The organism is Pseudomonas palleroniana, from assembly GCF_022836895.1.
Lineage (GTDB): Bacteria > Pseudomonadota > Gammaproteobacteria > Pseudomonadales > Pseudomonadaceae > Aquipseudomonas > Aquipseudomonas palleroniana.
In genome coordinates this window covers 625392-650920 of the sequence record NZ_CP092411.1, presented here as the reverse complement: position 1 = coordinate 650920, position 25529 = coordinate 625392, and the positions used below count along the sequence as shown (strand labels likewise).

The 25529-nt window shown below is 59.8% G+C and carries 19 protein-coding genes and 1 pseudogene; 9 read left to right on the top strand and 11 right to left on the bottom strand.

What is annotated here, in order from left to right; translation table 11 throughout:
• Nucleotides 1-75 precede the first annotated feature (75 nt).
• Genes MJP36_RS02755 through MJP36_RS02740 form a run of 4 tightly spaced genes read left to right on the top strand, consistent with a single transcriptional unit; the run spans nt 76 to nt 7435 of the window.
• The gene (locus tag MJP36_RS02755; protein WP_244384852.1) at nt 76-2016 is read left to right on the top strand and encodes a type VI secretion system Vgr family protein; all 1941 of its coding nucleotides are present in this window, start codon (nt 76-78) and stop codon (nt 2014-2016) included.
• Between the two features lie 15 nt (nt 2017-2031).
• Entirely contained in the window at nt 2032-2466 is a 435-nt protein-coding gene (locus MJP36_RS02750) for a DcrB-related protein (RefSeq protein WP_010207557.1), read from the top strand.
• 12 nt (nt 2467-2478) lie between these two features.
• Complete coding sequence (locus MJP36_RS02745) at nt 2479-6864, top strand: RHS repeat-associated core domain-containing protein (RefSeq protein ID WP_244384851.1); 4386 nt, start codon at nt 2479-2481, stop codon at nt 6862-6864.
• 1 nt (nt 6865) lies between these two features.
• Complete coding sequence (locus MJP36_RS02740) at nt 6866-7435, top strand: imm11 family protein (protein ID WP_244384850.1); 570 nt, start codon at nt 6866-6868, stop codon at nt 7433-7435.
• Between the two features lie 403 nt (nt 7436-7838).
• Here the strand turns inward: MJP36_RS02740 and MJP36_RS02735 are convergent, their stop codons facing one another.
• The 3 genes from MJP36_RS02735 to MJP36_RS02725 form a co-directional block, all read right to left on the bottom strand.
• On the bottom strand, nt 7839-8114 hold the full coding sequence (locus MJP36_RS02735) for an HU family DNA-binding protein (RefSeq protein WP_003213368.1): 276 nt from the start codon (nt 8112-8114) through the stop codon (nt 7839-7841).
• Between the two features lie 191 nt (nt 8115-8305).
• The gene (locus tag MJP36_RS02730; protein WP_161548587.1) at nt 8306-9454 is read right to left on the bottom strand and encodes an NAD(P)/FAD-dependent oxidoreductase; all 1149 of its coding nucleotides are present in this window, start codon (nt 9452-9454) and stop codon (nt 8306-8308) included.
• 37 nt (nt 9455-9491) lie between these two features.
• Nucleotides 9492-9659 (bottom strand): rubredoxin, encoded by a 168-nt coding sequence (locus MJP36_RS02725; protein ID WP_060756655.1) that lies wholly within the window; start codon nt 9657-9659, stop codon nt 9492-9494.
• A 195-nt stretch (nt 9660-9854) separates the two neighbouring features.
• On the opposite strand from MJP36_RS02725, the gene MJP36_RS02720 reads away from it, so the two are divergent.
• Nucleotides 9855-10418: a chorismate--pyruvate lyase family protein gene (locus tag MJP36_RS02720; RefSeq protein ID WP_161548586.1), complete on the top strand. Its 564-nt coding sequence runs from the start codon at nt 9855-9857 to the stop codon at nt 10416-10418.
• Nucleotides 10418-11309, top strand: a pseudogene (gene ubiA / locus MJP36_RS02715) (4-hydroxybenzoate octaprenyltransferase). Before MJP36_RS02720 ends, ubiA begins: the two are co-directional and overlap by 1 nt.
• Before the next feature lie 91 nt (nt 11310-11400).
• Here the strand turns inward: ubiA and MJP36_RS02710 are convergent.
• Entirely contained in the window at nt 11401-11778 is a 378-nt protein-coding gene (locus MJP36_RS02710; RefSeq protein ID WP_090367923.1) for a COG4315 family predicted lipoprotein, read from the bottom strand.
• Between the two features lie 153 nt (nt 11779-11931).
• Between MJP36_RS02710 and phoB the strand changes: the two genes are divergently transcribed.
• The 3 genes from phoB to MJP36_RS02695 all read left to right on the top strand — a co-directional run bounded on the left by phoB (nt 11932) and on the right by MJP36_RS02695 (nt 15599).
• Nucleotides 11932-12621, top strand: a complete 690-nt coding sequence (phoB, locus tag MJP36_RS02705) for a phosphate regulon transcriptional regulator PhoB (protein WP_244384848.1) — start codon at nt 11932-11934, stop codon at nt 12619-12621.
• An 80-nt stretch (nt 12622-12701) separates the two neighbouring features.
• A complete protein-coding gene (phoR, locus tag MJP36_RS02700) occupies nt 12702-13988 on the top strand; it encodes a phosphate regulon sensor histidine kinase PhoR (RefSeq protein ID WP_232965739.1) in 1287 nt (428 codons plus the stop codon).
• Between the two features lie 270 nt (nt 13989-14258).
• Nucleotides 14259-15599, top strand: coding sequence for a hemolysin family protein (locus MJP36_RS02695; protein WP_060756650.1), 1341 nt, complete (start codon nt 14259-14261; stop codon nt 15597-15599).
• A 157-nt stretch (nt 15600-15756) separates the two neighbouring features.
• On the opposite strand, the gene MJP36_RS02690 is transcribed toward MJP36_RS02695, so the two are convergent.
• The 7 genes from MJP36_RS02690 to MJP36_RS02660 form a co-directional block, all read right to left on the bottom strand.
• Nucleotides 15757-16665 carry a response regulator gene (locus MJP36_RS02690; RefSeq protein ID WP_205344305.1) on the bottom strand — a complete coding sequence of 303 codons (909 nt, stop codon included), beginning with the start codon at nt 16663-16665 and terminating at the stop codon, nt 15757-15759.
• Nucleotides 16666-16833: 168 nt separating this feature from the next.
• Entirely contained in the window at nt 16834-17595 is a 762-nt protein-coding gene (gene phoU / locus MJP36_RS02685) for a phosphate signaling complex protein PhoU (RefSeq protein ID WP_060756648.1), read from the bottom strand.
• Nucleotides 17596-17666: 71 nt separating this feature from the next.
• Nucleotides 17667-18500 carry a phosphate ABC transporter ATP-binding protein PstB gene (gene pstB / locus MJP36_RS02680; protein WP_060756647.1) on the bottom strand — a complete coding sequence of 278 codons (834 nt, stop codon included), beginning with the start codon at nt 18498-18500 and terminating at the stop codon, nt 17667-17669.
• Between the two features lie 77 nt (nt 18501-18577).
• Nucleotides 18578-20248 (bottom strand): phosphate ABC transporter permease PstA, encoded by a 1671-nt coding sequence (pstA, locus tag MJP36_RS02675; protein WP_060756646.1) that lies wholly within the window; start codon nt 20246-20248, stop codon nt 18578-18580.
• 15 nt (nt 20249-20263) lie between these two features.
• On the bottom strand, nt 20264-22297 hold the full coding sequence (locus tag MJP36_RS02670; protein WP_198761146.1) for an ABC transporter permease subunit: 2034 nt from the start codon (nt 22295-22297) through the stop codon (nt 20264-20266).
• 429 nt (nt 22298-22726) lie between these two features.
• The gene (locus tag MJP36_RS02665) at nt 22727-23716 is read right to left on the bottom strand and encodes a phosphate ABC transporter substrate-binding protein PstS (protein WP_060756644.1); all 990 of its coding nucleotides are present in this window, start codon (nt 23714-23716) and stop codon (nt 22727-22729) included.
• 256 nt (nt 23717-23972) lie between these two features.
• Complete coding sequence (locus tag MJP36_RS02660) at nt 23973-25262, bottom strand: MFS transporter (RefSeq protein ID WP_244384847.1); 1290 nt, start codon at nt 25260-25262, stop codon at nt 23973-23975.
• Nucleotides 25263-25529: the final 267 nt, after the last annotated feature.

The following is a 25529-nucleotide window of genomic DNA, read 5'->3' as shown; positions in this document are numbered from 1 at the left end:
ACGGCTATCGGGAGCAAGCCGCCTCCCACCGTTGAACCGGTTTCTTCAGTTATCAAGGTATTTACGGGACTACCGATGCTTTTTAACCAAGCCTCACGCCTGGCCAAGATCACCAGCCCCCTCGGGCCGGATGTCCTGCTGCTCAATGAAATGGGCGGCGGCGAAGAGCTGGGCAGGCTGTTCAACTACGAGCTGCAACTGACGTCGCTGGACGCCAACATCGACCTTAACCAGTTGCTCGGCAAACCGATGAGCGTGGGCCTGCAACTGGCCGATGGTGGCGAACGACACTTCCACGGCATCGTTGCCCGTTGCAGCCAGAACATCGACCAGGGCCAGTTCGCCAGTTACCAGGTGACGCTGCGCCCGTGGCTGTGGCTGCTCAGCCGTACGTCGGACTGCCGGATTTTCCAGAACCTGAGCATCCCGCAGATCATCAAGCAGGTGTTTCGCGACCTGGGTTTTTCCGACTTCGAGGATGCCCTGAGCCGGCCGTATCGCGAGTGGGAATACTGCGTGCAGTACCGCGAGACCAGCTTCGATTTCGTCAGCCGCTTGATGGAACAGGAAGGTATCTACTACTTCTTCCGCCACGAGCAGGACCGCCATGTGCTGGTCTTGGCCGACGCCTATGGCGCCCACACCACGGTGCCCGGCTACGCCTCGGTGCCGTATTACCCCAAGGACGAACAACAGCGCGAACGCGACCATATGCACAACTGGCATCTGGCGCAGGAAGTGCAGCCGGGCTCGCTGGAACTCAACGACTACGACTTCCAGCGCCCCAGCGCCCGTATCGACGTGCGCTCGGCGATGCTACGTCCGCACACCGCCGGCGACTACCCCCTGTACGACTACCCCGGCACCTACGTGCAAAGCGAAGACGGCGAACACTATGCACGCACCCGCATCGAAGCCCTGCAAACCCTGCACGAGCAGATCGAGTTTGCCGGCAATGCGCGGGGCCTGGGTTCGGGCCACCTGTTCAGCCTCACCGGCTTCAGCCGCCAGGACCAGAACCGCGAATACCTGATCGTGGGTTGCCGCTATTACATCAATCAGGAAAGTCTGGAAAGCGGCGGCGGTTCAGGCTCGGCGCAGTTCGAAAGCAGCCTGACCTGCATCGACGCCCAGCAAAGTTTCCGCCCAATGGCCAACACCCATCGGCCCATCGTCAAAGGCCCGCAGACCGCACTGGTGGTCGGCCCCAAAGGCGAGGAGATCTGGACCGACCAGTACGGCCGCGTGAAGGTGCACTTCTACTGGGACCGTCATGACCAATCCAACGAAAACAGCTCGTGCTGGATTCGTGTGTCACAGTCCTGGGCAGGCAAGAACTGGGGCTCGATGCAGATTCCACGGATCGGCCAGGAAGTGATTGTGAGCTTTCTGGAGGGCGACCCCGACCGGCCAATCATCACCGGAAGGGTCTACAACGCCGAGCAGACGGTGCCCTACGACCTGCCGGAAAATGCCACACAGAGCGGCATGAAGAGTCGTTCGAGCAAGGGCGGCACGCCGGCCAACTTCAATGAAATCCGCATGGAAGACAAGAAGGGGCTGGAGCAGTTGTATATCCATGCCGAGCGTAACCAAGACATCGTGGTGGAGGTGGATGAGAGCCATTCGGTGGGGCATGACCGGAATAAGAGCATCGGCCATAACGAGACGGTGACCATCGGCAATAACCGCCTTCGCATCGTCAAGCAAGAGGACATCCTCTCGGTCGGCCAGCGCAAGACCGACAGCATCAGCCAGAGCTACGTCATCGAAGTGGGCGAAAACCTGCGCCTGGTCTGCGGTGAAAGCATCCTGGAATTGAACGCCAGCGGGCAGATCAACCTCACCGGCGTGCAGATCAGCTTCTATGCCAGCGGCGATGCCGAGTTCAACACCGGCGGCGTACTGCACCTGAACAACGGCGGCGGCGCCGGGGCGACGCCTGATGGCCAGGGAGTTAAAGCCAGCATCGACGCCAATATCAAAGCCGCGTTCCCCACGCCTAAAAGCTCCTGACGAGACCTGTTTGCCATGACGTACCGCATCAACGAATTCCAGTTTCAACTGCCTGCCAGTGAGTTGCAGGACGCGACGATCAATATCCTCAAGTTCCCTGAATTGGGGACCTCCCTGATCGTCAGCCGTAGCCTGCTGGCCGAGGGTGAAACCTTGCACAGCAATTTCAATGACCAACTCCAGCGCCTGGAAAAACAGGTACAGGACTTGCGCTATCAACCGGGTGTTGACGTGCGCCTGGGCGCAGCGCAAGAGGTGGAAGGGATCGAGTTGCGCAGCCAGTTCAACAAGGGCAATGACAAGGTGTTCCAGTATCAACTGGCGCTGGTGCTGCCGGGTACGCGCAAGATGCTCGCCTTGAGTTACGTGAAGGCCGACAAGCTAGGGGATGCCGAAGCGGCGCATTGGGCATTGATCAAAAACTCGCTGTCGTTCGACGCTATTTCCTGATGAGCAACTTGAATGTCTGACGCGTTATGGGCGGCCCGGATGGGCGATGCGCTGTCCCACACTTCGATGATGGCGGACATCCTTGGCGGTGTGCTGGAAGTGGCGGCCAATATCGCGATCACCGCTGTGGCGACCGCTGCCGTGGTGGCCGCCACCGGTATTACCGTGGTCACCGGCGGGCTCGGCTGCTTCCTGCTGGGTGCGGTAGTAGGCACGATTGTCGGCCTTGCCATGAGCAAGAGTGGGGCCGATAAGGGCCTGACGAAGTTATGCGATGCCTTTAGCAACGCATTGTTTCCGCCCACGGTACAGGCAAACATTCTCACCGGGTCCACCAACACCCTCACCAACAATATCCCCGCTGCCCGCGCCGCCGGGGCGATCAGCTCCCATGTCGCGCCGGCTGGCACCGAGCTGGAAGAAACCAAGCCTGAACCCGACCCCAGTTACCTGGATATGGCCGAGAGTTTCTTCTCGCAGATGTGGCGCCCTACGGTCGCGACGCCCGCGCCGGGCGCCGTGCCCAAGCCGTTGGACATGGTCGTGTGCATGAAGCATCCGCCGATGCCGCCACAGTTTCTGGCCGAGGGCTCGGAAAAGGTCACGGTCAACGGTCAACCGGCGGTGCGCAGTGGTGACCGTAGTACCTGCGATGCGACAGTGGTGTCATCGGGGCTGATTTCCTCCAATGTCACCATTGGCGGCGGCTCGGTAGTGGTGCGTGAAATTCGCAGCGGCAAGACCCCGGGCGTCGGGCTGGCGGTGACGGCGCTGCTGATGCTCAAGGGCGGCAAGGGCAAGTTCTTCAGCAAGTTGCCGTGCATGTTGATTGGTGGGGCGACCTCGATGGCCGTCAGCAGTGCGATGGGCGCGCTGGCCAACGCGGCGATGGGCTCGTCGAACCCGGTGCATGCGGCGACAGGCGCGAAGGTGCTGGGCGACGTCGAGGAGCTGGACTTCGTACTGCCCGGCATTCTGCCAATCGACTGGCAGCGCTTCTACAACAGCCGCGATGAACGCCCTGGCACACTGTTCGGGAAAGGCTGGAGCGTGACTTATGAAGTGTGCGTCGAGATCCGGCCCCATCCGGAGGGCGGTGAGACGCTGATTTATACCGATGAGCAAGGTCGGTCCATCGACATGGGCTCCATTCCTTTAGGCGGTGCAGTGTTCAGTGCCGGTGAAGGGCTCGCGGTGCGACGCCACCTCAACGGGCAGTTGTTGATCGAAAGCGATGATGGGCTGTATCGCTTATTTGAACCCTCTGCCAACCCATCATTACTGCGTCTTAGCCAACTCGGCGACCGCAATGAAAACCGCATCCATGTCGACTACGACGAAGCCGGCCATCTGGTAAGGCTGCGCGATACGTTCGATCTGGTGCAGGTTGAGTTGATCCGCGATCAAGGCTTCCTGGTACGGATCGAACGCCTATACCCCGATCAGCGCCGCGAAACGCTCGTCAGCTATAACTTCGACGCGCAGGGAAACCTCGCCGAAGTGCGTGGTGCCACCGGCCAGGTTCAGCGGCGTTTCGCTTACGACAGTGGCCGCCGAATGGTGGAACATCAACTGCCCACCGGATTGCGCTGCTTCTATGAGTGGGCTTTGGGTGAAGATCTGGAATGGCGTGTGGTGCGACATTGGACCGATGAGGGCGACGCTTACCAGTTCGACTATGACTTGCAGGCCGGTATCACCCGCATCACCGATGGCTTACAACGCGTCAGTACCCGGCACTGGAACAGTCAACACCAGATCATTCTGTACAGCGACAACCTCAACCACACCTGGCTGTTCGAGTGGAATGATGAACGCCAGTTGCTCAGCGCCACTGACCCTCAGGGTGGGCGCTTCGAATACAGCTACGATGAGGCCGGCAACCTGATCGGCGAAACCGACCCATTGGGCCGCAGCGACTCGACCCTGTGGCTGGAACACTGGGCGTTGCCGCTGGTGGAGACCGATGCCGCCGACAACAGTTGGCAGTACCGCTACGATCCGCGCGGTAACTGTATCGCCGAGACCGACCCACTGGGCAACATCACTCGCTACCGATACGACGCCCACGGACAGGTCGTGGAAATCATCGACGCCACCGGCAAAAGCAAAAAGCTGCGCTGGAACCCGTTCGGACAACTGGTCGAGCATATTGATTGTTCGGGTTATCCGACGCGGTTCAGCTACGACGAGCGCGGTTATCTGCAGGTCATTATCGATGCGCTCGGTGAGCGCACTCAATTCAGCTACGACGCCCAGGGGCGGTTGCTCACCACTCAATTGCCGGACGGCCGTACCGAGCAGTACCAACGCGATGCAAGTGGGCAACTGGTCGGTTACACCGACCCGGCCGGGCACACCACGCTGTATCAGCACAACCGTCGCGGGCAAGTACGCCAGCGCACCGACGCCCATGGCCGGCAGGTGCAGTTCGACTATGACAGTTATGGGCGGCTGCAAGCGTTGATCAACGAAAACGGCGAGCGTTATCGCTTCGCGTGGGATGCCGGCGACCGTTTGGTCGAGCAGCAAGACCTCGATGGCAGCGCCAAGCGCTACGACTACGATGCGTTGGATAACATCACGACGGTGACAGCTGTACCCGCGCCTTACGGCAATGGCCTGGCGTTGGTACCCGACACGCCACCCGATCCTATCGTGCATCAACTGGAACGCGATGCGGTCGGTCGACTGGTGGCCAAAACCACCGACGATGGTCGCACCGATTACAGCTACGACGCGGTGGATCAGCTCACCGCTGTAATCTTCACCGACCTGCAAGGCAATGCCCAGGCGCTGGGCTTCGCCTACGACGCCCTTGGCCAGTTGACTGCTGAACACAGCGCTGCAGGTGCCCTGCAACACCACTACGACGAACTGGGCAACCTGATCCAGACTCAGTTGCCGGATGGCCGCTGGCTCAACCGCCTGTACTACGGCAGCGGCCACCTGCACCAGATCAACCTCGACGGCCAGGTCATCAGCGACTTCGAACGCGACCGCCTGCACCGCGAAGTGCTGCGTACCCAAGGCCAGCTCAGTACCCGCAGCGAATACGACCGCAGCGGCCGCCTGCGTTCACGCCAACGCCGTCTCGCCAGCCAACCCTCATTGATGCCGGCAGCGGCGCAAAAGCAGTTCGAGTACGACCCCGCCGACAACCTGATCGGCAAACTCGACCAACAACCCGCCGCGCAACATCGCCAACTGCTGCACTACGACGCCACCGGCCGCATCATCGCCAGCCAGGACAGCCTGCACGGCCAACGTGAAACCTTCGCTTACGACGCCGCCGCCAACCTGCTGGACGGCCCGCAGGCGGGTGCCGGGTTGGTGGTGCATAACAAGCTGCTGACTTATCAGGACAAGCGTTATCGCTACGACGCCTTTGGCCGCACGATTGAAAAACGCAGTGCCAAACGAGGTGTGCAGCGATTTGCGTATGACGCTGAAAGTCGGTTGGTTGAAGTGCGTAACGACGACGGCAGCGTAGTGCGAATGACCTACGATCCACTGGGCCGACGCATCGGAAAAACTGAGCATGGCAGTGATGGATATCCACTGGGCGAGTCTCGGTTCACATGGAACGGCCTGCGATTGTTGCAGGAGCATAAACACAGCCAGACCAGCGTCTATGTTTACGAAGATGATGGCTATGAACCTATTGCCCGCGTCGACGGTGTGGGTCCGTTGCAGAAGATTCGCTATTACCACAACGACCTGAACGGATTGCCCGAGCAACTGACCGAGGCCGACGGGCATAACGTCTGGCGCGCTACGTATCAGGTGTGGGGCAATACCGTTGAGGAAGTGCGTGAGCCGTATTACATCGAAGAGCAGAACCTGCGGTTTCAGGGGCAGTATCTGGATCGGGAGACGGGGCTGCATTACAACACTCTACGTTTCTACGATCCCGAGATAGGGAGATTCACGACGCCAGACCCGATTAGCTTACTGGGCGGCATCAACCTATACCAATACGCGCCAAATCCAATTACTTGGGTTGATCCATGGGGACTGTTTAATTGGAACTACAAAAATATGCCTGGAATCGATGGATTCCAGAAACACCATATTATTCCTCAATCGCTGGCTGATCATCCTGCTCTGAAAAAAGCCGGATTCGACATACACAAAACTTCCAACATCATTTACTTGCCTAGTGAAGCGGGCAAGCACGAATATCGAACTATTCACAAAGGCTCGCATCCGGGTTACAACAAAGCTGTTCGCGCACAACTCAATGAAATATCCATTGCTGGCAAGGCCGGAAAATGGAAAAAAGCTCAGTACGCGCAAGCGGTGCGGGAGGTTGTCAGCTCTCAAAGGTCAGGATTACGCAATGGGCGTACCCGACTGAATAAAAATTCAACTCAAGCAGGTCGCTGCGGGAAATAATATGTACCTATTAGAAATCAGTGAAAACTACTCGGAAATTTACTGGTTCAAATATGACCAGAAAACCTCTCCTGACCACCTATTATTTATTAGTGGAGAAGAACAATCATTAACTCCCACTACTCCGACCTTTAGAAACAATAAAAAAATCAGCAAACCTCGTTTATTGTCTTTCGACCTCCTTCAAAGTGACACGCTTGAATTCGTAAGCGAGGCAATGGCCAACGTATTGCGTGAATTCCCCAAAGACGTCCAGCTTTTTCCTGCTAATGTTTACCTGAAAGAAGAAAAGCTGGACGCTTACTATGTATTCAATGTGATCCAGACACTACCTTGTATTGATTTGGATAACTCTCAGCATGGTCCCATGTTCAGCTTTATGCCTGATGGCCCGCTGAAATTCACCACCCTTCAAAGTCTGCCACCTGCTACCTTAGGCAATCACCATATCGTAAGGGCCAAGGAAAGTTCACAACGCATTTTTGTTTCCCAGCACTTCAAGCAACAGTGCGAAGCGGCCCAGCTTAAGGGGCTTCGATTCATAGACTGCTCCAAAGGTATTCAAGTCTGAGCAGAACAGAAGACTTAGTCACACCGCAAAAAAGGCATAAAAGCAAAGCCTGCACTGAAGGGGGCTATTTATTCAATTAACTTAAATAAATCCGCCCCCTATTTATTGATTCGAAAAATAGACTTTCATTGATGAAACAACACAACCGCGCTTGATAACACTTTGAAAACTAAATTTTGACATCTCCAACAATAACGATGAGATTTCAGCAAACTCGTGAAATTGCTTACGACGAACGTCACTCTCTACCGATTGAAGAAAACTTCGGACGTTTATGGATTACTTCTACGGATGAGGCTGATCTGAAGCCGAGTCAGTCGTCAGTCACACAAAAAATGGGCACCCGACCCAGTCGACGTGCCCATTTTCTTACCAACCCGCCTCCCTTCAGACGGCCTCGCGATTACGGGTTGACGCTGTCTTTGAGCGACTTACCCGGCTTGAACGCAACGGTGTTGCTCGCCTTGATTTTCACCGGCTCGCCGGTCTGTGGATTTTTGCCAGTGCGGGCGCCGCGGTGGCGTTGCAGGAAGGTGCCGAAACCAACCAGGGTGACGCTGTCCTTGCGGTGCAGGGCGCCGGTGATTTCTTCGAGAACGGCGTTGAGGACGCGGTTGGCCTGTTCTTTGGTGAGATCCGCTTTTTCAGCGATGGCGGCTGCGAGTTCTGGTTTACGCATATGTGAAGCCTCTTTGACGGTTTTTTGTTGTTATGTCCGTGCTGCTCTCTTACGGAGCAGCGCCCAAGGCGCCGCAGGCTCTACTCTGCGGCAGACGGGAGTGAGGATGGCATGCCCTCGCACGCTCCGCCAGCCTCGCGACGACCTTTCTGAGGGTAGGAACGTGCTGATTCCGACAGAACGACCGCTATTTACGCCAACAACGGCGGAAGCTCTTTATTGAGGGCCAGTTTTTCCATGACGGCGCTGCCGGTCAGCGCGTAACCCAGCAGGCGGCCGTCGGCGTCGCGGCACAATGCCTTGATGTCGGCACCCTGGCCTTCAACGTTCCACACGCCTTCCGTGCCCCTTGGCGGAGGTGACACCACCAACGGACAGATCGGGGTTTTCACGGTGATCGGCATCGGCCCGTAGCTGACAGCGGTGGCGTTACCGGCCAGGGTCTGGGCCAGGGCGCGGGCGCAGCTCATCAACGGCATCACGTACAGCAGGTTCAGCCCATCGACCTCGGCGCAGTCGCCCAGGGCATAGATGTTGGCGTGAGAGGTCTTGAGATAGCGATCGACCATGATCCCGCGGTTGGTCTGCAAGCCGGCGGCGGCGGCCAGGTCGACACGCGGGCGCAGGCCGACGGCCGAAACCACCAGGTCGCAGTGAATCACTTCCCCGTCCGACAGATGAGCCTGCAGGCCATCTGCCGTGCGCTGCAAGCGGTTGAGCACCGGGCCCAGGTGGAAGCGTGCGCCGAGACCTTCCAGCCCAGCCTGCACCGCTGCGGCCGCCGCCGGGTGCAACAGGGTCGGCATGACTTGTTCACACGGCGCCACCAGGTCGATTTCATAGCCGCCGAGGATCAGGTCATTGGCGAATTCGCAGCCGATCAGACCGGCGCCCAACAGCAACACACGGCGCTTGCCGGCGGCTGCGGCGCGAAAGCGTGCGTAGTCTTCAAGGTCGTTGATCGGGAAAATCAGCTCAGCCGCATCGCCTTCTACCGGCACCCGCACCGTCTCTGCGCCCCAGGCCAGGATCAAGTCGCGATACGCTACCGCTTCCTCGCCGATCCACAGCCGCCGGTGGCCCGGATCGATGCCGCTGACGCGGGTGTGGGTACGCACCTCGGCCTTGAGTTGCTCGGCCATGGCGCCGGGTTCAGCCATGCTCAGGCCATCGGCTTCCTTGTTCTTGCCAAAGCCGGTGGAGAGCATGGGCTTGGAGTAGGAGCGCCCGTCATCCGCAGTGATCAGCAGCAATGGGGTCTCGCTGTCGAGCTTGCGAAACTCCCGGGCCACGTTGTAACCGGCCAATCCTGTGCCGATGATCACGACAGGTGCGTTCATTCCCTTCTCCTTGCAGTAGGTTTCTTGAAACTGAGAATTAACCGATCTCGATCATTTCGAAATCCATTTTGCCTACGCCACAGTCTGGGCACAGCCAGTCTTCCGGGACATCTTCCCAACGGGTACCCGGCACAATTCCGTCATCCGGCCAGCCGTCTTTTTCATCATAAATCAGGCCGCAAACTATACATTGCCACTTCTTCATCACTTGCTTCCTCAGGGTCCAGGCATCTTGGCCGACGGTCGATAGACCCACGTTGCCGTGCGGCTCAGGGCGTTTTGTACTGATCGGGGCCGGCAGATGCAAGCATGATCGACGCATGGGGCCGGTTCACCCCGGCAAAAGTGCAGGACGCCATGGTAAGCTCGCCGCCTCTTTTGCTGCCAATACTGACCCACCGTGCCGCACTCAATCGCCCCTTCCGATGCTTGCCAATGGCTGCCCCAGAGCCTTCTGAGCCCAGTGCCCGCGCCCCTGACCCTCAACTGGCTGTTCAATGAAGATTCGCTGACGCGGCGGCTGACGCGGCTGTCCAACGACGGTTTCAGCGTGACGCCGTTGTTCGAGGGCTGGCAGCCATTGCGTGTTGATGAATGCGTGGCGCTGGGCTTGCCGGCCGCTACTGTCGGCTGGGTGCGCGAGGTGTATCTGCGCGGTCATGGTCAGCCGTGGGTGTTCGCCCGTAGCGTGGCGGCGCGCAGTGCCCTGCAAGGCGACGGCCTGCATATGGATGAGCTGGGCAGCCGCTCGCTGGGGGAATTACTGTTCTGCGACCACGCTTTCGTCCGCCAGGCCATTGAGGTGTGCCACTACCCCAGCCAGTGGCTGCCGACTGCGGATCAGGCCGATGGCCTTTGGGGCCGCCGCTCGCGCTTCGATCGCGGACCTTTGAGCGTGCTGGTCGCGGAAGTCTTCCTGCCCAGCTTCTGGCATGCGCTGCATGACCATCCGGAGAACTGCTGATGTACCAACGTCTGCTCAAATCCTTGAACCGCCTGAACCCCAGGGCCTGGGATTTCATTCAGTTGACCCGCATGGACAAGCCCATCGGCATTTACCTGCTGCTGTGGCCGACGCTGTGGGCATTGTGGATCGCCGGCAAGGGCTCGCCGTCCCTGGCCAACATCGTGATTTTTGTGCTTGGCGTGACCCTGACTCGCGCTGCCGGTTGCGTCATCAATGACTGGGCGGACCGCAAGGTCGACGGCCATGTGAAGCGCACCGCGCAACGTCCGTTGGCCAGCGGCAAGATCAGTTCAAAAGAGGCCCTGGTGTTCTTTGCGGTCCTGATGCTGATCAGCTTCCTGCTGGTGCTGCTGACCAACGCTACAACCATCTGGTTGTCGCTGGGCGGCCTGGCACTGGCGGTCAGCTATCCGTTCATGAAGCGCTACACCTATTACCCGCAAGTGGTGCTGGGCGCGGCGTTTTCCTGGGGTATGCCGATGGCGTTCACCGCCGAGACCGGCCACCTGCCCGCCACTGCATGGCTGCTGTACATCGCCAACCTGCTGTGGACGGTGGGTTACGACACTTATTACGCCATGACCGACCGCGACGACGACTTGAAAATCGGCGTGAAGTCCACGGCCATCCTGTTTGGCGATGCCGACCGCGTGATCATCCTCACATTGCAGGGCCTGTCGCTGGCTTGCCTGTTGCTGGCAGGCGCCAGGTTCGAGTTGGGGGGGCTGGTTCCATCTGGGCTTGCTGGCGGCGGCGGGCTGTTTTGCGTGGGAGTTCTGGTACACCCGCGACAGGGACCGGATGAAGTGCTTCAAGGCGTTCCTGCACAACCACTGGGCCGGGTTGGCGATATTTGTCGGGATTGTGGCTGACTATGGGTTTCGCTGACGCCTTCGCGAGCAAGCCCACTCCCCCCACTTGGAATGCATTCAAATGTGGGAGCGGGCTTGCTCGCGAAAGTCTCAGAAGCACCGCTTGATCAGGGCTTGATCACGTGCCATGCCCCACCCTTGCCATCACCGGTCTTGTCACCGGCCTTGTGGTCATCCTTGTAGGTGTAGACCGGCTTGCCTTTGTAGGCCCACTGGCTGGAATTGTCGTCGCGGGTAATAACAGTCCAGTCTCCCATCGACTTGTCGGTGGACTCCGCCTTCAGCGGCGGCCAATTGGTCGCGCACTGGTCCTTGCACACTGACTTGCCGTCAGCGTCCTTGTCGAAGGTGTAGAGGGTCATGCCCTTGTGGTCGACCAGCATGCCGTCTTTAGTCATCGCCGGCTCCGCCGCAAATGCCAGCGTCGGCAGCGTCAACGCCGCCGTGACCAGCAGGGCCTTCCAGGAAAACGTACTTTGAGTCATCGGAACCTTCCTTTTGTGGTTGTCAGGATTCGGTCCCAAAGCGTAGCCCAGAGCGACGCAAATTGCCCAAGCGTCTAAATTACTGTCACACGACTGCAATAATTCCGTTATCTAATGCGGCGCAAGACAGTTAAATGACAAGAGGATTTAGGCATGGTTGGCAGGAGCATTCTGATCGTCGACGACGAAGCGCCCATCCGCGAGATGATCGCCGTTGCGTTGGAAATGGCCGGCTATGACTGCCTGGAGGCGGACAATTCCCAGCAGGCCCATGCCATTATCGTCGACCGCAAGCCAGACCTGATCCTGCTGGACTGGATGCTGCCCGGCACCTCCGGCATCGAGCTGGCCCGCCGCCTCAAGCGGGATGAACTGACCGGGGATATCCCGATCATCATGCTCACCGCCAAGGGCGAAGAAGACAACAAGATCCAGGGCCTGGAAGTAGGCGCTGATGACTACATCACCAAACCCTTTTCCCCACGGGAACTGGTCGCGCGCCTGAAGGCCGTACTGCGCCGCGCCGGCCCGACCGATGGCGAAGCCCCGATTGAAGTCGGCGGCCTGCTGCTGGACCCGATCAGCCACCGCGTGACCATTGACGGCAAGCCTGCCGAAATGGGCCCGACCGAGTACCGCCTGCTGCAGTTTTTCATGACCCACCAGGAACGCGCCTACACCCGTGGGCAATTGCTGGACCAGGTATGGGGCGGCAATGTGTATGTGGAAGAACGTACCGTCGACGTGCATATCCGCCGCCTGCGCAAAGCCTTGGGCGATGCCTACGAGAATCTGGTACAAACCGTGCGCGGCACTGGCTACCGGTTTTCCACCAAAGGTTGAGCCGCGCCGAATTTCCTGAACAGCTGACAAGGACGCATGTTTAAGTGAACCAGAACTGGCATGGCACCCTGATCCGCCACATGCTTTTGCTGATCACCGGCTGCCTGCTGGTAGGCCTGATCAGCGGCTATTACGGCTGGAGCCTGGCCGTCGGCCTGGCCTTGTACCTGGGCTGGACCCTCAAACAACTGCTACGCCTGCATGAATGGCTGCGCCAACACAAACCCGATGAAGCACCACCCGACGGCTATGGCCTGTGGGGCGAGGTGTTCGACAGCATCTACCACCTGCAACGCCGCGACCAACGGGTCCGTGGGCGCCTGCAAGCGGTGATCGACCGGGTGCAGGAATCCACCGCCGCGCTCAAGGACGCGGTGATCATGCTCGACAGCGATGGCAACCTGGAGTGGTGGAACCGCGCCGCCGAGACCCTGCTGGGCCTCAAGACGCCTCAGGACAGTGGCCAGCCGGTGACCAACCTGGTGCGTCATCCACGCTTCAAGGAATACTTTGAGCAGGACAATTACGAAGAGGCGCTGGAAATCCCCTCGCCCACCAATGATCGCGTGCGCATCCAGCTGTACTTGACCCGCTACGGCAACAACGAACACCTGATGCTGGTGCGCGACGTGACACGCATCCACCAGCTGGAACAGATGCGCAAAGACTTCGTCGCCAACGTTTCCCACGAGCTGCGCACGCCGTTGACGGTGATCTGCGGTTATCTGGAGACGTTGCTGGACAATGTCGACGAGATCAACCCACGCTGGAACCGTGCCCTGCAGCAGATGCAGCAGCAAGGTTCACGCATGCAGACCCTGCTCAACGACCTGCTGTTGCTGGCCAAGCTTGAGGCGACCGATTATCCGTCGGACAACCACCCGGTCACCGTGCAAAGCCTGCTGAAGACCATCAAGAATGATGCCCAGGCCCTGTCCGGCGAGCGCGGCCAGCAAATCACCCTGGAAGCCGACCCGCTGGTGCTGCTCAAAGGCAGCGAAGGCGAATTGCGCAGTGCGTTCTCCAACCTGGTGTTCAATGCCGTCAAGTACACCCAGGACGGAGGCAATATCCGTATTCGCTGGTGGGCCGACGAACACGGCGCACATTTGAGCGTGCAGGACTCCGGCATCGGCATCGACGCCAAGCACCTGCCGCGCCTGACCGAACGCTTCTACCGTGTCGACTCCAGCCGCAACTCCAACACGGGCGGCACCGGGCTGGGCCTGGCGATTGTCAAACATGTGCTGCTGCGCCACCGCGCACGACTGGAAATCAGCAGTGTGCTAGGGCATGGCAGCACCTTCACCTGCCACTTCCCGCCAGCGCAGGTGACCCACTCGCGGCTCGTCGGAAATGACGAATAACTCAAACCCGACACCAATCTCAATGTGAGAGGGGGCTTGCTCCCGATAGCGGTGTATCAGCCTCAGATGTACCGACTGACTCACGGCTATCGGGAGCAAGCCCCCTCCCACAGTTGCAATTGTGCTGTTTCGAAGGCGCCATTCCAGGCTCCACCCGGCAGTGGGCACTAGGCAAGCGCCCCGCCAGCCGCTACATTGGCCGACTTGCACGCGCCTTTGCGGCCCACCTGCCACCCCTTATTGAACACACGGAACCTGCAAAACCCCATCATGGACCCTTCCCCTGGTATCACCCTCGCTACACTCTTCGCCGACTTCGGCATGATTCTTTTCGCACTGATCCTGGTACTGCTCAACGGCTTCTTCGTTGCGGCGGAGTTTGCCATGGTCAAACTGCGCGCCACCCGGGTCGAGGCCATCGCCCACCAGAACGGCTGGCGCGGGCAGATCCTGCGCACCGTGCACAGCCAGCTCGACGCTTACCTGTCGGCCTGCCAGCTGGGTATCACCCTCGCCTCCCTGGGCCTGGGCTGGGTGGGTGAGCCCGCCTTTGCACATATCCTAGAGCCGTTGCTGGAAGCCGTAGGCGTGCAATCGCCAGAGGTGATCAAGGGCGTATCGTTCTTTGCCGCCTTCTTCGTGATTTCCTACCTGCACATCGTGGTCGGCGAACTAGCCCCCAAATCCTGGGCCATCCGTAAACCGGAGCTGCTGTCGCTGTGGACGGCGGTGCCGCTGTACCTGTTCTACTGGGCGATGTACCCGGCGATCTACCTGCTCAACGCCAGCGCCAACGCCATCCTGCGCATTGCAGGCCAAGGTGAGCCCGGCCCGCATCATGAGCACCATTACAGCCGCGAAGAACTCAAGCTGATCCTGCACTCCAGCCGTGGCCAGGACCCGAGCGACCAAGGCATGCGGGTACTGGCCTCCGCCGTGGAAATGGGCGAGCTGGAAGTGGTGGACTGGGCCAACTCCCGAGAAGACATGGTCACCCTGGACTTCAATGCCCCGCTCAAGGAAATCCTCGCTTTGTTCCGCCGCCACAAATTCAGCCGCTACCCGGTGTACGACGCGGTGCGCAACGAATTTGTCGGCCTGCTGCACATCAAGGACCTGCTGCTGGAGTTGGCGGCCCTGGACCACATCCCCGAGTCGTTCAACCTGGCCGAACTGACCCGGCCGCTGGAACGTGTGTCGCGGCACATGCCGCTGTCGCAGTTGCTGGAGCAGTTCCGCAAAGGCGCCGCACACTTTGCCCTGGTGGAAGAAGCCGACGGCAAAGTCATCGGCTACCTGACCATGGAAGACGTGCTCGAAGTGCTGGTGGGCGATATCCAGGACGAACACCGCAAGGCTGAACGCGGCATTCTCGCCTATCAGCCCGGCAAACTGCTGGTGCGCGGCGATACCCCGCTGTTCAAGGTGGAACGCCTGCTGGGTGTGGACCTGGACCACATCGAAGCCGAAACCCTGGCCGGCCTGATCTACGACACCCTGAAACGGGTGCCCGAAGAGGAAGAAGTGCTGGAGGTGGAAGGCTTGCGGATCATCATCAAGAAGATGAAGGGGCCGAAGATCGTATTGGCCAAGGTCCTGCTGCTGGATTAACCCCTGCACACCAGAAACCCTGTAGTGAGCGGGCTTGCCCCGCGCTGGGGGGGCGAAGCCGCCCTAACTCAGGCGCTGAGTTTTCCCAGTTAAAATTGAGGTGCCTGGGTTTGGGGCGGCTTCGCCCCCCAGCGCGGGGCAAGCCCGCTCACTACAATCACGCACCCGGGACGAAGTGCTTCTGCGCCGTACCCCGTGCGATCAGGCGAGAGATGTAGTCGAGTTTCTGCGCATCCTGGTCGATAAACCGGAAGGTCAGTTGCAGCCAGTCGCTGTCGGGCTTGGGCTCGTAGGCGACGATAGCGTGCAGGTAGCCGTTCAAGCGGGCGACTTCGGCGTTTTCGCCTTGCTCAAGGTCGAGTACCGCGCTTTCCAGTACCTGAGGCAGGATTTCGCCGCGACGCACTACCAGCAGCGCCTCCTTGATGCTCAGCGCCTTGATCACACATTGCTGGCTACCGCTGGACAGTCGCAGTTGGCCTTGGCCGCGGTTACCGGTCGGCGTTGCTGACGGCGCCTGTACCGGAGGGCTGTTGAGCAAGCCCTTATTTGGCGCGGGCGCTGCCGCCGCGACAGGGGCTGCGCGCACGGCCTCAGGCTTGCCGCCGGTCAGGGCGCTCAGGGAGTCGTTGCCGAAAGCCGAGTTCACCTTGGTCGGCGCACTGGCGACCAAGGCGTCGAGACGGCCGACCTTGTGCAAAGCCTGCTTGACCTTGTTCAACAACTGTTCGTTGGTGAAGGGCTTGCTGACGTAGCCGGAAACGCCTGCCTGGATCGCCTGAACCACGTTCTCCTTGTCGCCACGGCTGGTCACCATCACGAACGGCATGGCCTTGAGGTGCGCTTGCTCACGGCACCAGGTCAGCAGCTCCAGGCCGGACATCTCGGGCATTTCCCAGTCGCACAGCACCAGGTCGAAGCTCTCGCGCATCAGGATGGATTGCGCCTTTTTACCGTTTACCGCGTCTTCGATCTTGATCCCGGGGAAGTAGTTACGCAGGCACTTCTTCACCAAGTCGCGGATAAACGAGGCGTCGTCCACCACCAATACACTGACTTTACTCATCGACCCTTCATCCTATAGAAACTTCGGCACGCAAAACGCCTGACTGATAGCATTTTGCCAAAACTCGCAGGTCACAGAAGGACTTTATTGCTCCTGCTGTGCAAGAAAAATTGTAGCCACAAACAAAAACGCCCGACCAAAGGCCGGGCGTTAATTTCTCGGGCAACCTTATTTATCGTCAGGTTCGCCGGGAACATTAGGGTTTTGGTCAACGGTCCCTTCAACTTCGGCTTTCATGCGCTTGAGGCCCATGTGCCGCACGTCGGTGCCGCGAACCAGGTAAATCACCAGTTCCGAGATATTGCGCGCGTGGTCGCCGATACGCTCCAGGGAGCGTAGCACCCAAATGATGTTCAAGACCCGCGAGATAGAGCGTGGATCTTCCATCATGTAAGTGGCCAGCTCGCGCAGCGCCGTCTTGTACTCGCGGTCGATGACCTTGTCGTACTGGGCCACCGACAACGCCAACTCGGCATCGAAGCGGGCAAACGCGTCGAGCGCATCGCGCACCATGTTGCGCACCTGGTCGCCGATATGGCGCACTTCCACGTAACCGCGCGGCGCTTCGCCTTCTTCACACAATTGAATGGCGCGACGGGCGATCTTGGTGGATTCGTCTCCGATGCGCTCCAGGTCAATCACTGACTTGGAAATGCTGATGATCAAACGCAGGTCGGATGCCGCCGGCTGGCGACGCGCCAGGATCCGCAGGCATTCTTCGTCGATATTGCGTTCCATCTGGTTGATCTGTTCATCGATCTCGCGCACTTGCTGGGCCAGGCCCGAGTCGGCCTCGATCAGCGCGGTGACGGCGTCGTTGACTTGCTTCTCCACCAACCCGCCCATCGCCAGGAGGTGGCTGCGCACTTCCTCAAGCTCGGCGTTGAACTGCGCGGAGATGTGATGGGTAAGACCTTCTTTGCTAATCATGTTGGCGTCCTTGGAACGTCCGGTAAGGTGCGGAGAGCCGCAGCATTCAGTGCAATCGAAACCACCGGATACTAGCCGTAGCGACCGGTGATGTAGTCTTCGGTCTGCTTCTTCGCCGGATTGGTGAACAGCGTATCGGTGTCGCCGAATTCCACCAGCTTGCCCATGTACATGAACGCGGTGTAGTCGGAAACCCGCGCCGCCTGTTGCATGTTGTGAGTCACGATAACGATGGTGAACTTGGACTTGAGCTCGTAGATCAGCTCTTCGACCTTCAAGGTCGAGATCGGGTCGAGCGCCGAGCAAGGTTCGTCGAGCAGCAACACTTCCGGCTCCACGGCGATGGTACGGGCGATCACCAGACGCTGCTGCTGGCCGCCGGACAGGCCGAGTGCCGAGTCGTGCAGGCGGTCTTTGACCTCATCCCACAGCGCAGCGCCTTTCAAGGCCCACTCCACCGCTTCGTCGAGGATGCGTTTTTTGTTGATGCCCTGAATGCGCAGGCCGTAGACCACGTTTTCGTAGATGGTCTTGGGGAACGGGTTCGGCTTCTGGAACACCATGCCCACGCGGCGACGCAACTCGGCCACATCTTCGCCCTTACGATAGATGTTGCTGCCGTAAAGGTTGATGGCGCCGTCCACACGGCAACCGTCCACCAGGTCGTTCATGCGGTTGAACGTACGCAGCAGCGTGGACTTGCCGCAGCCGGACGGGCCGATAAAGGCCGTCACGCGTTGCTTGGGGATGTTCATGCTGACGTCGAACAGCGCCTGTTTCTCGCCGTAGTACAGGCTCAGGCCCGGCACTTCGATGGCCACGGTTTCCTGGGCCAGGCTCAGGCTCTGCTTGTCGCGACCCAGGGCCGACATGTTGATGCCGTGGGTGTGGGTTTCGTGTTGCATGGGATGCTCCCTGTGCTACCAATTCGTTGTGTGGAAGCGGCTTGCTCGCTCCCACATTGAGTCCGCGTCAATTCGGATCAGCTATCCAGTGCTTTGTATTTTTCGCGCAGGTGGTTACGAATCCACACTGCCGACAGGTTGAGCGTGGCGATCACCAGCACCAGCAGCAGGGCCGTGGCGTACACCAGTGGCCGTGCGGCCTCGACGTTGGGGCTCTGGAAGCCGACGTCATAGATATGGAAGCCCAGGTGCATGATCTTCTGGTCCAAGTGCAGGTACGGGTAGTTGCCGTCCAGCGGCAGCGACGGTGCCAGTTTCACCACACCCACCAGCATCAGCGGAGCCACCTCACCAGCGGCACGGGCCACGGCGAGAATCATGCCGGTCATCATCGCCGGGCTGGCCATCGGCAGCACGATCTTCCACAGCGTTTCCGCCTTGGTCGCGCCCAGTGCCAGGGAACCTTCACGCACGGTGCGGGGGATCCGCGCCAAGCCTTCTTCGGTGGCTACGATCACCACCGGCACGGCCAGCAGCGCCAGGGTCAGCGAGGCCCACAGCAGGCCCGGCGTACCGAAGGTCGGGGCCGGCAGGGCTTCGGCGAAGAACAGACGGTCGACCGAGCCACCCAGGACGTACACAAAGAAACCGAGACCGAACACGCCGTAAACGATGGCCGGGACGCCCGCCAGGTTGTTCACGGCGATGCGGATCACGCGAGTCAGGGTGTTCTGCTTGGCGTACTCACGCAGGTAAACCGCGGCCAGTACACCGAACGGCGTCACGATCATCGCCATGATCAGGGTCATCATCACGGTGCCGAAGATCGCCGGGAAAATCCCGCCTTCGGTGTTGGCTTCCCGTGGGTCGTCGCTGAGGAATTCCCAGACCTTGCTGAAGTAGAAACCGATCTTGGTCAGGGTACCCATGGCGTTCGGCTGGTAGGCGTGTACCACTTTACCAATGCCGATTTCCACTTCCTTGCCGTTGGCGTCGCGAGCCGTCAGGCTGTCGCGGTTGAACTGGGTGTGCAGGTCTGCCAGGCGTGCTTCGACCTCTTTATAGCGATTATTCAGCTCGGCACGGCCCGCTTCCATATCGGCCTGGGCCGTGGCGTCGAGCTTGCCTTCCAGCTCCAGCTTGCGACCGTGCAGGCGGATGCGCTCCAACCCGGCGTTGATCGCGCCGATATCGGATTTCTCCAGGGTCTTGAGCTGGGCAGCCAGCTTGTTGACGCGCTCGACACGGGCTTGCAGCTCAGGCCACGCAGCCTCGCCTTCGGCGACAACCTTGCCATCCTGTTTGACGTTGATCAGGGTGCCGTAGAAGTTGCCCCACTCACGACGCTCGATGGCCATCAGCTCGACCGGTTTGGTCTGGTCTTTCAACCACTCGCCGACGATCCAGGTGAAATCGTTGCCGTTCAGGTCACGGTTGCCGACCTTGATCAGCTCGCGGGTCATGAATTCCGGGCCCTGGTCAGGCACCGGCAAGCCGGCGCTTTTCAGGCGCTCGCGGGGCACTTCTTCCTTCTGCACCACTTCGCCGATGACGATGTGGTTTTCCTGGCCGGGCACGCTGTAGTTGGCCTGGATCAGGTCAGCCGGCCAGAAATGACCCAGGCCGCGCACCGCAATCACGGCCAGCAAGCCAATGGTCATGATGACCGCGATGGACACCGCGCCACCGCTGATCCAGACGCCGGGGGCGCCGCTCTTGAACCATCCATTCAGGGAGTTCTGTTTCACAGACTTCTACCTTTCTTAAAGCGACGAGTATTTCTTGCGCAGACGCTGACGGATCAGCTCGGCGAGGGTGTTCATGATGAAGGTGAACAGCAGTAGCACCAGCGCCGAGAGGAACAGCACGCGGTAGTGGCTGCCGCCCACTTCCGATTCCGGCATTTCCACCGCGACGTTGGCTGCCAGGGTGCGCAGGCCTTCGAACAGGTTCATTTCCATCACCGGAGTGTTACCAGTGGCCATCAGTACGATCATGGTCTCGCCGACGGCACGGCCCATGCCGATCATCAGCGCCGAGAAGATACCCGGGCTTGCGGTCAGGATGACCACGCGGGTCATGGTCTGCCACGGTGTGGCGCCCAGGGCCAGTGAGCCCAGGGTCAGGCCGCGCGGCACGCTGAACACGGCGTCTTCGGCGATGGAGTAGATGTTCGGGATCACTGCAAAACCCATGGCCAGGCCGACGACCAGGGCGTTGCGCTGGTCATAGGTGATGCCCAGGTCGTGGGAGATCCACATGCGCATGTCGCCGCCGAAGAACCAGGTTTCCAGGTACGGGCTCATATACAGCGAGAGCCAGCCCACGAACAGGATCACCGGGATCAGGATCGCGCTTTCCCAGCCATCCGGCACCCGCAGGCGCAGCGACTCAGGCAAGCGGCTGAAGATGAAACCGGCAACCAGGATGCCAATCGGCAGCAGCATCAGCAGGCTGAAAATCCCCGGCAGATGCCCTTCGACATACGGTGCCAGGAACAGGCCGGCGAAGAAGCCGAGGATCACCGTCGGCATCGCTTCCATCAATTCGATCACCGGCTTGACCTTGCGGCGCAGGCTCGGGGCCATGAAGTAAGCGGTGTAGATCGCTGCGGCAACCGCCAGGGGTGCGGCCAGCAACATGGCGTAGAACGCGGCTTTCAGCGTGCCGAACGTCAACGGAGCCAGGCTCATCTTGGGTTCGAAGTCGGTGTTGGCGGCGGTCGATTGCCAGACGTATTTAGGCTCGTCGTAGTTTTCGTACCAGACTTTGCTCCACAACGCGCTCCACGACACTTCCGGGTGCGGGTTGTCCAGCAACAGCGGCTGCAGCTTGCCGCCAGCTTCGACGATCACTTGATTGGCGCGCGGCGACAGGCCGAACAGGCCTTGCCCATCCACCACCGGGTCCACCAGCAGGGTGCGGTGCGCGGTGCTGTGGAACACGCCGAACTTGCCGGAGGCGTCGAGGGCGGTGAAGCCTTTGCGACGCTCTTCAGCAGTGATTTCCACGATCGGCGCAGTGCCCATCTGGAAGGTGCGGATCTGTTTCAGGCGCTGTTCGCCATCCGGGTCGCGGGCCATGAACCACTGGGCCAGGCCGCCCTTCGAGTCACCGACGATCAGCGAGATGCCACCGACCAATTGCGTGCTGGCGGTGATTTCGGCGGTGCCGTCTTCGAGCAGCTTATAGCGCCCATTGAGGCTCTTGTCGCGCAGGCTGAACACGTCGGCCAGGGCACGACCGTTGACCACATACAACCATTGCTGGCGCGGGTCGATGAAGATCGCCTTCACCGGCTCAGTCATTTGCGGCAGCTCGATGCGCTTCTGCTCGCTGGTCACTTCGCCGGTCATCATGTTTTCTTCGCGGCTCAGGCCCAGCACGTTCAAATACGAACCGGCGGAACCGGCCACCACCAGCGAAGAGTCGGTAGCGTTGAGAGCGACGTGCTCCAGCGGGCGGCCTTGATCGTCGAGGACAATCGGCGTTTCACCGTAGGGGTATTCCACGGCTGGGTTGATAGTTTTCTTGCCGTCCGGGTAAGACACCTTATAGGTGTGGCGGAAGACCAGGGCCTGGCCATTGGACAAGCCGAGGATCACCAACGGGCTGCCTGGCTGGTCTCGACCGATAGACACCACTTGGCTGCCGGCCGGCAGCGGCAGGTCGATACGCTTGAGCTCGGCGCCGGTCTGTACATCAAAGAACAGCGCCTGGCCCTTGTCGGAAACCCGCATGGCGACTTGGTTCTGTTCTTCGATGGCGATCATCAGCGGCTTGCCGGCGTCCTGCATCCATGCAGGCGTCAACGCATCTTCCTTGGTCAGCGAAGCCCCTTGGAACAGCGGCGCGACAACGTAGGCAAGGAAGAAGAAAATCAGGGTAATGGCGCCGAGGACGGCGAGGCCGCCGACCAGTACGTACCAACGGGTCAGGCGATCCTTGAGCGCGCGAAGGCGGCGCTTGCGTTGCAGTTCAGGCGTATTGAAATCAATGCGCTTGGGGGGAGAAGTCGTCGTCATGGTGGAATTGGCCAGATCATTCATGCGCACACCCTAGCGATCCTGTATGACAGAAAGATGACAATGCAGTGACGCAAGAAATCCGCCGCTAGCAGGGCTTGCAGCGGATCAGAAATTAAGAGGCGAGGTCCAGGTCTTACCGACCCCGCCTGGGCCTTGAACCGTGGAGCGAACCCGGTTCAAGGCGGCTTTACCGAAGGCTTACTTGGCGCCTTCTTTCAGGCCCAGGTCAGCCAGGGCCTTGGCGGCAACTTTGGCTGGCAGTGGGATGTAGCCATCCTTGACGACAACTTCCTGGCCTTGCTTGGACAACACAAGCTTCACGAACTCAGCTTCCAGCGGTGCCAGAGGCTTGTTCGGGGCTTTGTTGACGTAGACGTAGAGGAAGCGCGACAGCGGGTATTTGCCGTTCAGGGCGTTTTCTTCGCTGTCTTCGATGAAGTCGGTGCTGCCTTTCTTGGCCAGGGCAACAGTCTTCACGCTTGCAGTCTTGTAGCCGATGCCCGAGTAACCGATGCCGTTCAGCGAGGAGCTGATCGACTGCACGACCGAAGCCGAGCCTGGTTGTTCGTTCACGTTCGGCTTGTAGTCGCCTTTGCACAGCGCTTCTTCTTTGAAGTAGCCGTAAGTGCCGGATACCGAGTTACGACCGAACAGCTGGACTGGCTTGTTGGCCAGGTCGCCGGTCACGCCCAGGTCACCCCAGGTTTTCACGTCGGCTTTAGCGCCGCACAGACGAGTCGAGGAGAAGATCGCGTCGACTTGTTCCATGGTCAGGTGCTGGATCGGGTTGTCCTTGTGTACGAAGACCGCCAGGGCATCCACGGCAACCGGGATAGCGGTTGGCTTGTAGCCGTACTTCTGCTCGAAGGCAGCCAGTTCGGTGTCCTTCATCTTGCGGCTCATCGGGCCCAGGTTGGAGGTGCCTTCAGTCAGCGCAGGTGGCGCGGTGGCGGAGCCGGCGGCTTGAATCTGGATGTTGACGTTCGGGTATTCCTTTTTGTAACCCTCGGCCCACAGGGTCATCAGGTTGGCCAAGGTATCGGAACCGACGCTGGACAAGTTGCCCGACACACCAGTGGTCTTGACGTACGCCGGAATTGCCGGATCAACACCAGCGGCCACCGCGTTGGCGGTCGCAACGCCAGCAGCGACAAAAGTCATTGCCGCCATCAAACGTTTCAGTTTCATGCCTTGCTCCTAGCAGATAGGGATAGTTGGATCGGGGCCAAGTATCAGTAGGCCGTGTGAACACTCTATGTCTGCAATATGACAATTAGATGAAAGGCCAGCATTCATGAAAAATCTGACAGAAAGGAGAAACTCAACAAATACGGGGTTTGCGAGGCGGCCTGAAGCGTTTGGGGAGTTGTTTCAGAAACACTCTGTAATCGTTGCTCGTACACCGGTGGCGAGCGAGCCTGCCCGCCACCGGCTCAGCGATGGCTCAGCGCCCGCGCTTCCACAGATATCCGCCTACGGCCATTCCCATCACACACAGGACAGCAACGTAATAGGCCGGGCCCATCGGGCTTTCCTTCATCAGCAGCGACACCGCCAACGGTGTCAGGCCACCGAATACGGCATAGGCGACGTTGTAGGAAAATGACAAACCACTAAAGCGCACCACTGGCGGGAAGGCTTTCACCATCACGTAAGGCACCACGCCGATGGTGCCGACAAACAGACCAGTCAAGGCATACAGCGGGAACAACCAGTCGGGATGGGCAAGCAGGCTGTGATACAGCGTCCATGAGGTCGCCAGCAGCAGTGCGCAGCCGCTGACCAACACGCGGCCGGCGCCGAAGCGGTCGGCCAGGGCGCCGGAGGCGATGCAACCCAGGCTCAGGGTGACGATGGCCAGGCTGTTGGCTTGCAGGGCCACGGTCGGGCTGAAGTGATAGAGGGTTTGCAGCACGGTCGGGGTCATCAGGATCACCACGACAACGCCGGCCGACAACAACCAGGTCAACAGCATCGACAGCACGATGGCGCCACGGTGGTCGCGCAATACTGCGCGTAATGGCAACTCGGCGGCCAGGGCCTTGCGCTGCTGCATCTCGGCGAAGATCGGCGTTTCATGCAGCCAACGACGCAGGTATACCGACAGCAGCCCGAACACACCACCGAGCAGGAACGGGATGCGCCAGGCGTAATCGGCGACCTGCTCCGGGCTGTAGATCGTGTTGATGGCCGTGGCCACCAGCGAGCCCAGCAGGATACCGGCGGTGAGGCCGCTGGTCAGGGTGCCGCAGGCGTAGCCGATATGCCGGGACGGAACGTGCTCGGAGACGAACACCCAGGCGCCCGGCACTTCGCCACCGATCGCGGCGCCCTGGATGATCCGCATCAGCAGTAACAGCAGCGGCGCCCACAGGCCGATCTGCGCGTAGGTCGGCAGCAGACCCATGATCAGGGTCGGCACGGCCATCATGAAGATACTCAAGGTGAACATCTTCTTGCGGCCCAGCAAATCGCCGAAGTGCGCCATGATGATGCCGCCCAGCGGGCGTGCCAGGTAGCCCGCGGCGAAGATGCCGAAAGTCTGCAGCATGCGCAGCCATTCAGGCATGTCGACGGGGAAGAACAGTTTTCCAACCACGGAGGCGAAAAACACGAAAATGATGAAGTCGTAGAACTCCAGCGCCCCGCCCAAGGCAGACAGCGACAGCGTTTTATAGTCGTTGCGGGTCAGCGGGCGCGAAGGTTGCGCACTGCTTGCGGGCACGGAGGACATGGCAAGGCTTCTCTTATAGTAATCAGAACGGCAAGCCCGGGACTTGCATCGGGTTTGGCAAGATAGCAAATCGCTTGGAAAAGCACAGCGCCCGCCGAATAACACTTCAATGGACGAAATATTCCGTGTTCATACGCTTTAACCGCAATAAGAAGCACAGTTGCCGGAAAAAGCCGCATTACAGACGTTAATTGCCGACCAAATGAGCGTCGGGAGGTCGTCGCGGCGCAATCGTCCCGATATACTCGGCCCTTGCAAGCGCCAGAC

Coding starts and splice junctions, on each gene's coding strand:
- MJP36_RS02755 (WP_244384852.1), top strand. CDS start 76: ATGCTTTTTAACCAAGCCTCACGCCTGGCCAAGATCACCAGCCCCCTC.
- MJP36_RS02750 (WP_010207557.1), top strand. CDS start 2,032: ATGACGTACCGCATCAACGAATTCCAGTTTCAACTGCCTGCCAGTGAG.
- MJP36_RS02745 (WP_244384851.1), top strand. CDS start 2,479: ATGTCTGACGCGTTATGGGCGGCCCGGATGGGCGATGCGCTGTCCCAC.
- MJP36_RS02740 (WP_244384850.1), top strand. CDS start 6,866: ATGTACCTATTAGAAATCAGTGAAAACTACTCGGAAATTTACTGGTTC.
- MJP36_RS02735 (WP_003213368.1), bottom strand. CDS start 8,114: ATGCGTAAACCAGAACTCGCAGCCGCCATCGCTGAAAAAGCGGATCTC.
- MJP36_RS02730 (WP_161548587.1), bottom strand. CDS start 9,454: ATGAACGCACCTGTCGTGATCATCGGCACAGGATTGGCCGGTTACAAC.
- MJP36_RS02725 (WP_060756655.1), bottom strand. CDS start 9,659: ATGAAGAAGTGGCAATGTATAGTTTGCGGCCTGATTTATGATGAAAAA.
- MJP36_RS02710 (WP_090367923.1), bottom strand. CDS start 11,778: ATGACTCAAAGTACGTTTTCCTGGAAGGCCCTGCTGGTCACGGCGGCG.
- phoB (WP_244384848.1), top strand. CDS start 11,932: ATGGTTGGCAGGAGCATTCTGATCGTCGACGACGAAGCGCCCATCCGC.
- phoR (WP_232965739.1), top strand. CDS start 12,702: ATGCTTTTGCTGATCACCGGCTGCCTGCTGGTAGGCCTGATCAGCGGC.
- MJP36_RS02695 (WP_060756650.1), top strand. CDS start 14,259: ATGGACCCTTCCCCTGGTATCACCCTCGCTACACTCTTCGCCGACTTC.
- MJP36_RS02690 (WP_205344305.1), bottom strand. CDS start 16,665: ATGAGTAAAGTCAGTGTATTGGTGGTGGACGACGCCTCGTTTATCCGC.
- phoU (WP_060756648.1), bottom strand. CDS start 17,595: ATGATTAGCAAAGAAGGTCTTACCCATCACATCTCCGCGCAGTTCAAC.
- pstB (WP_060756647.1), bottom strand. CDS start 18,500: ATGCAACACGAAACCCACACCCACGGCATCAACATGTCGGCCCTGGGT.
- MJP36_RS02670 (WP_198761146.1), bottom strand. CDS start 22,297: ATGCAGGACGCCGGCAAGCCGCTGATGATCGCCATCGAAGAACAGAAC.
- MJP36_RS02665 (WP_060756644.1), bottom strand. CDS start 23,716: ATGAAACTGAAACGTTTGATGGCGGCAATGACTTTTGTCGCTGCTGGC.
- MJP36_RS02660 (WP_244384847.1), bottom strand. CDS start 25,262: ATGTCCTCCGTGCCCGCAAGCAGTGCGCAACCTTCGCGCCCGCTGACC.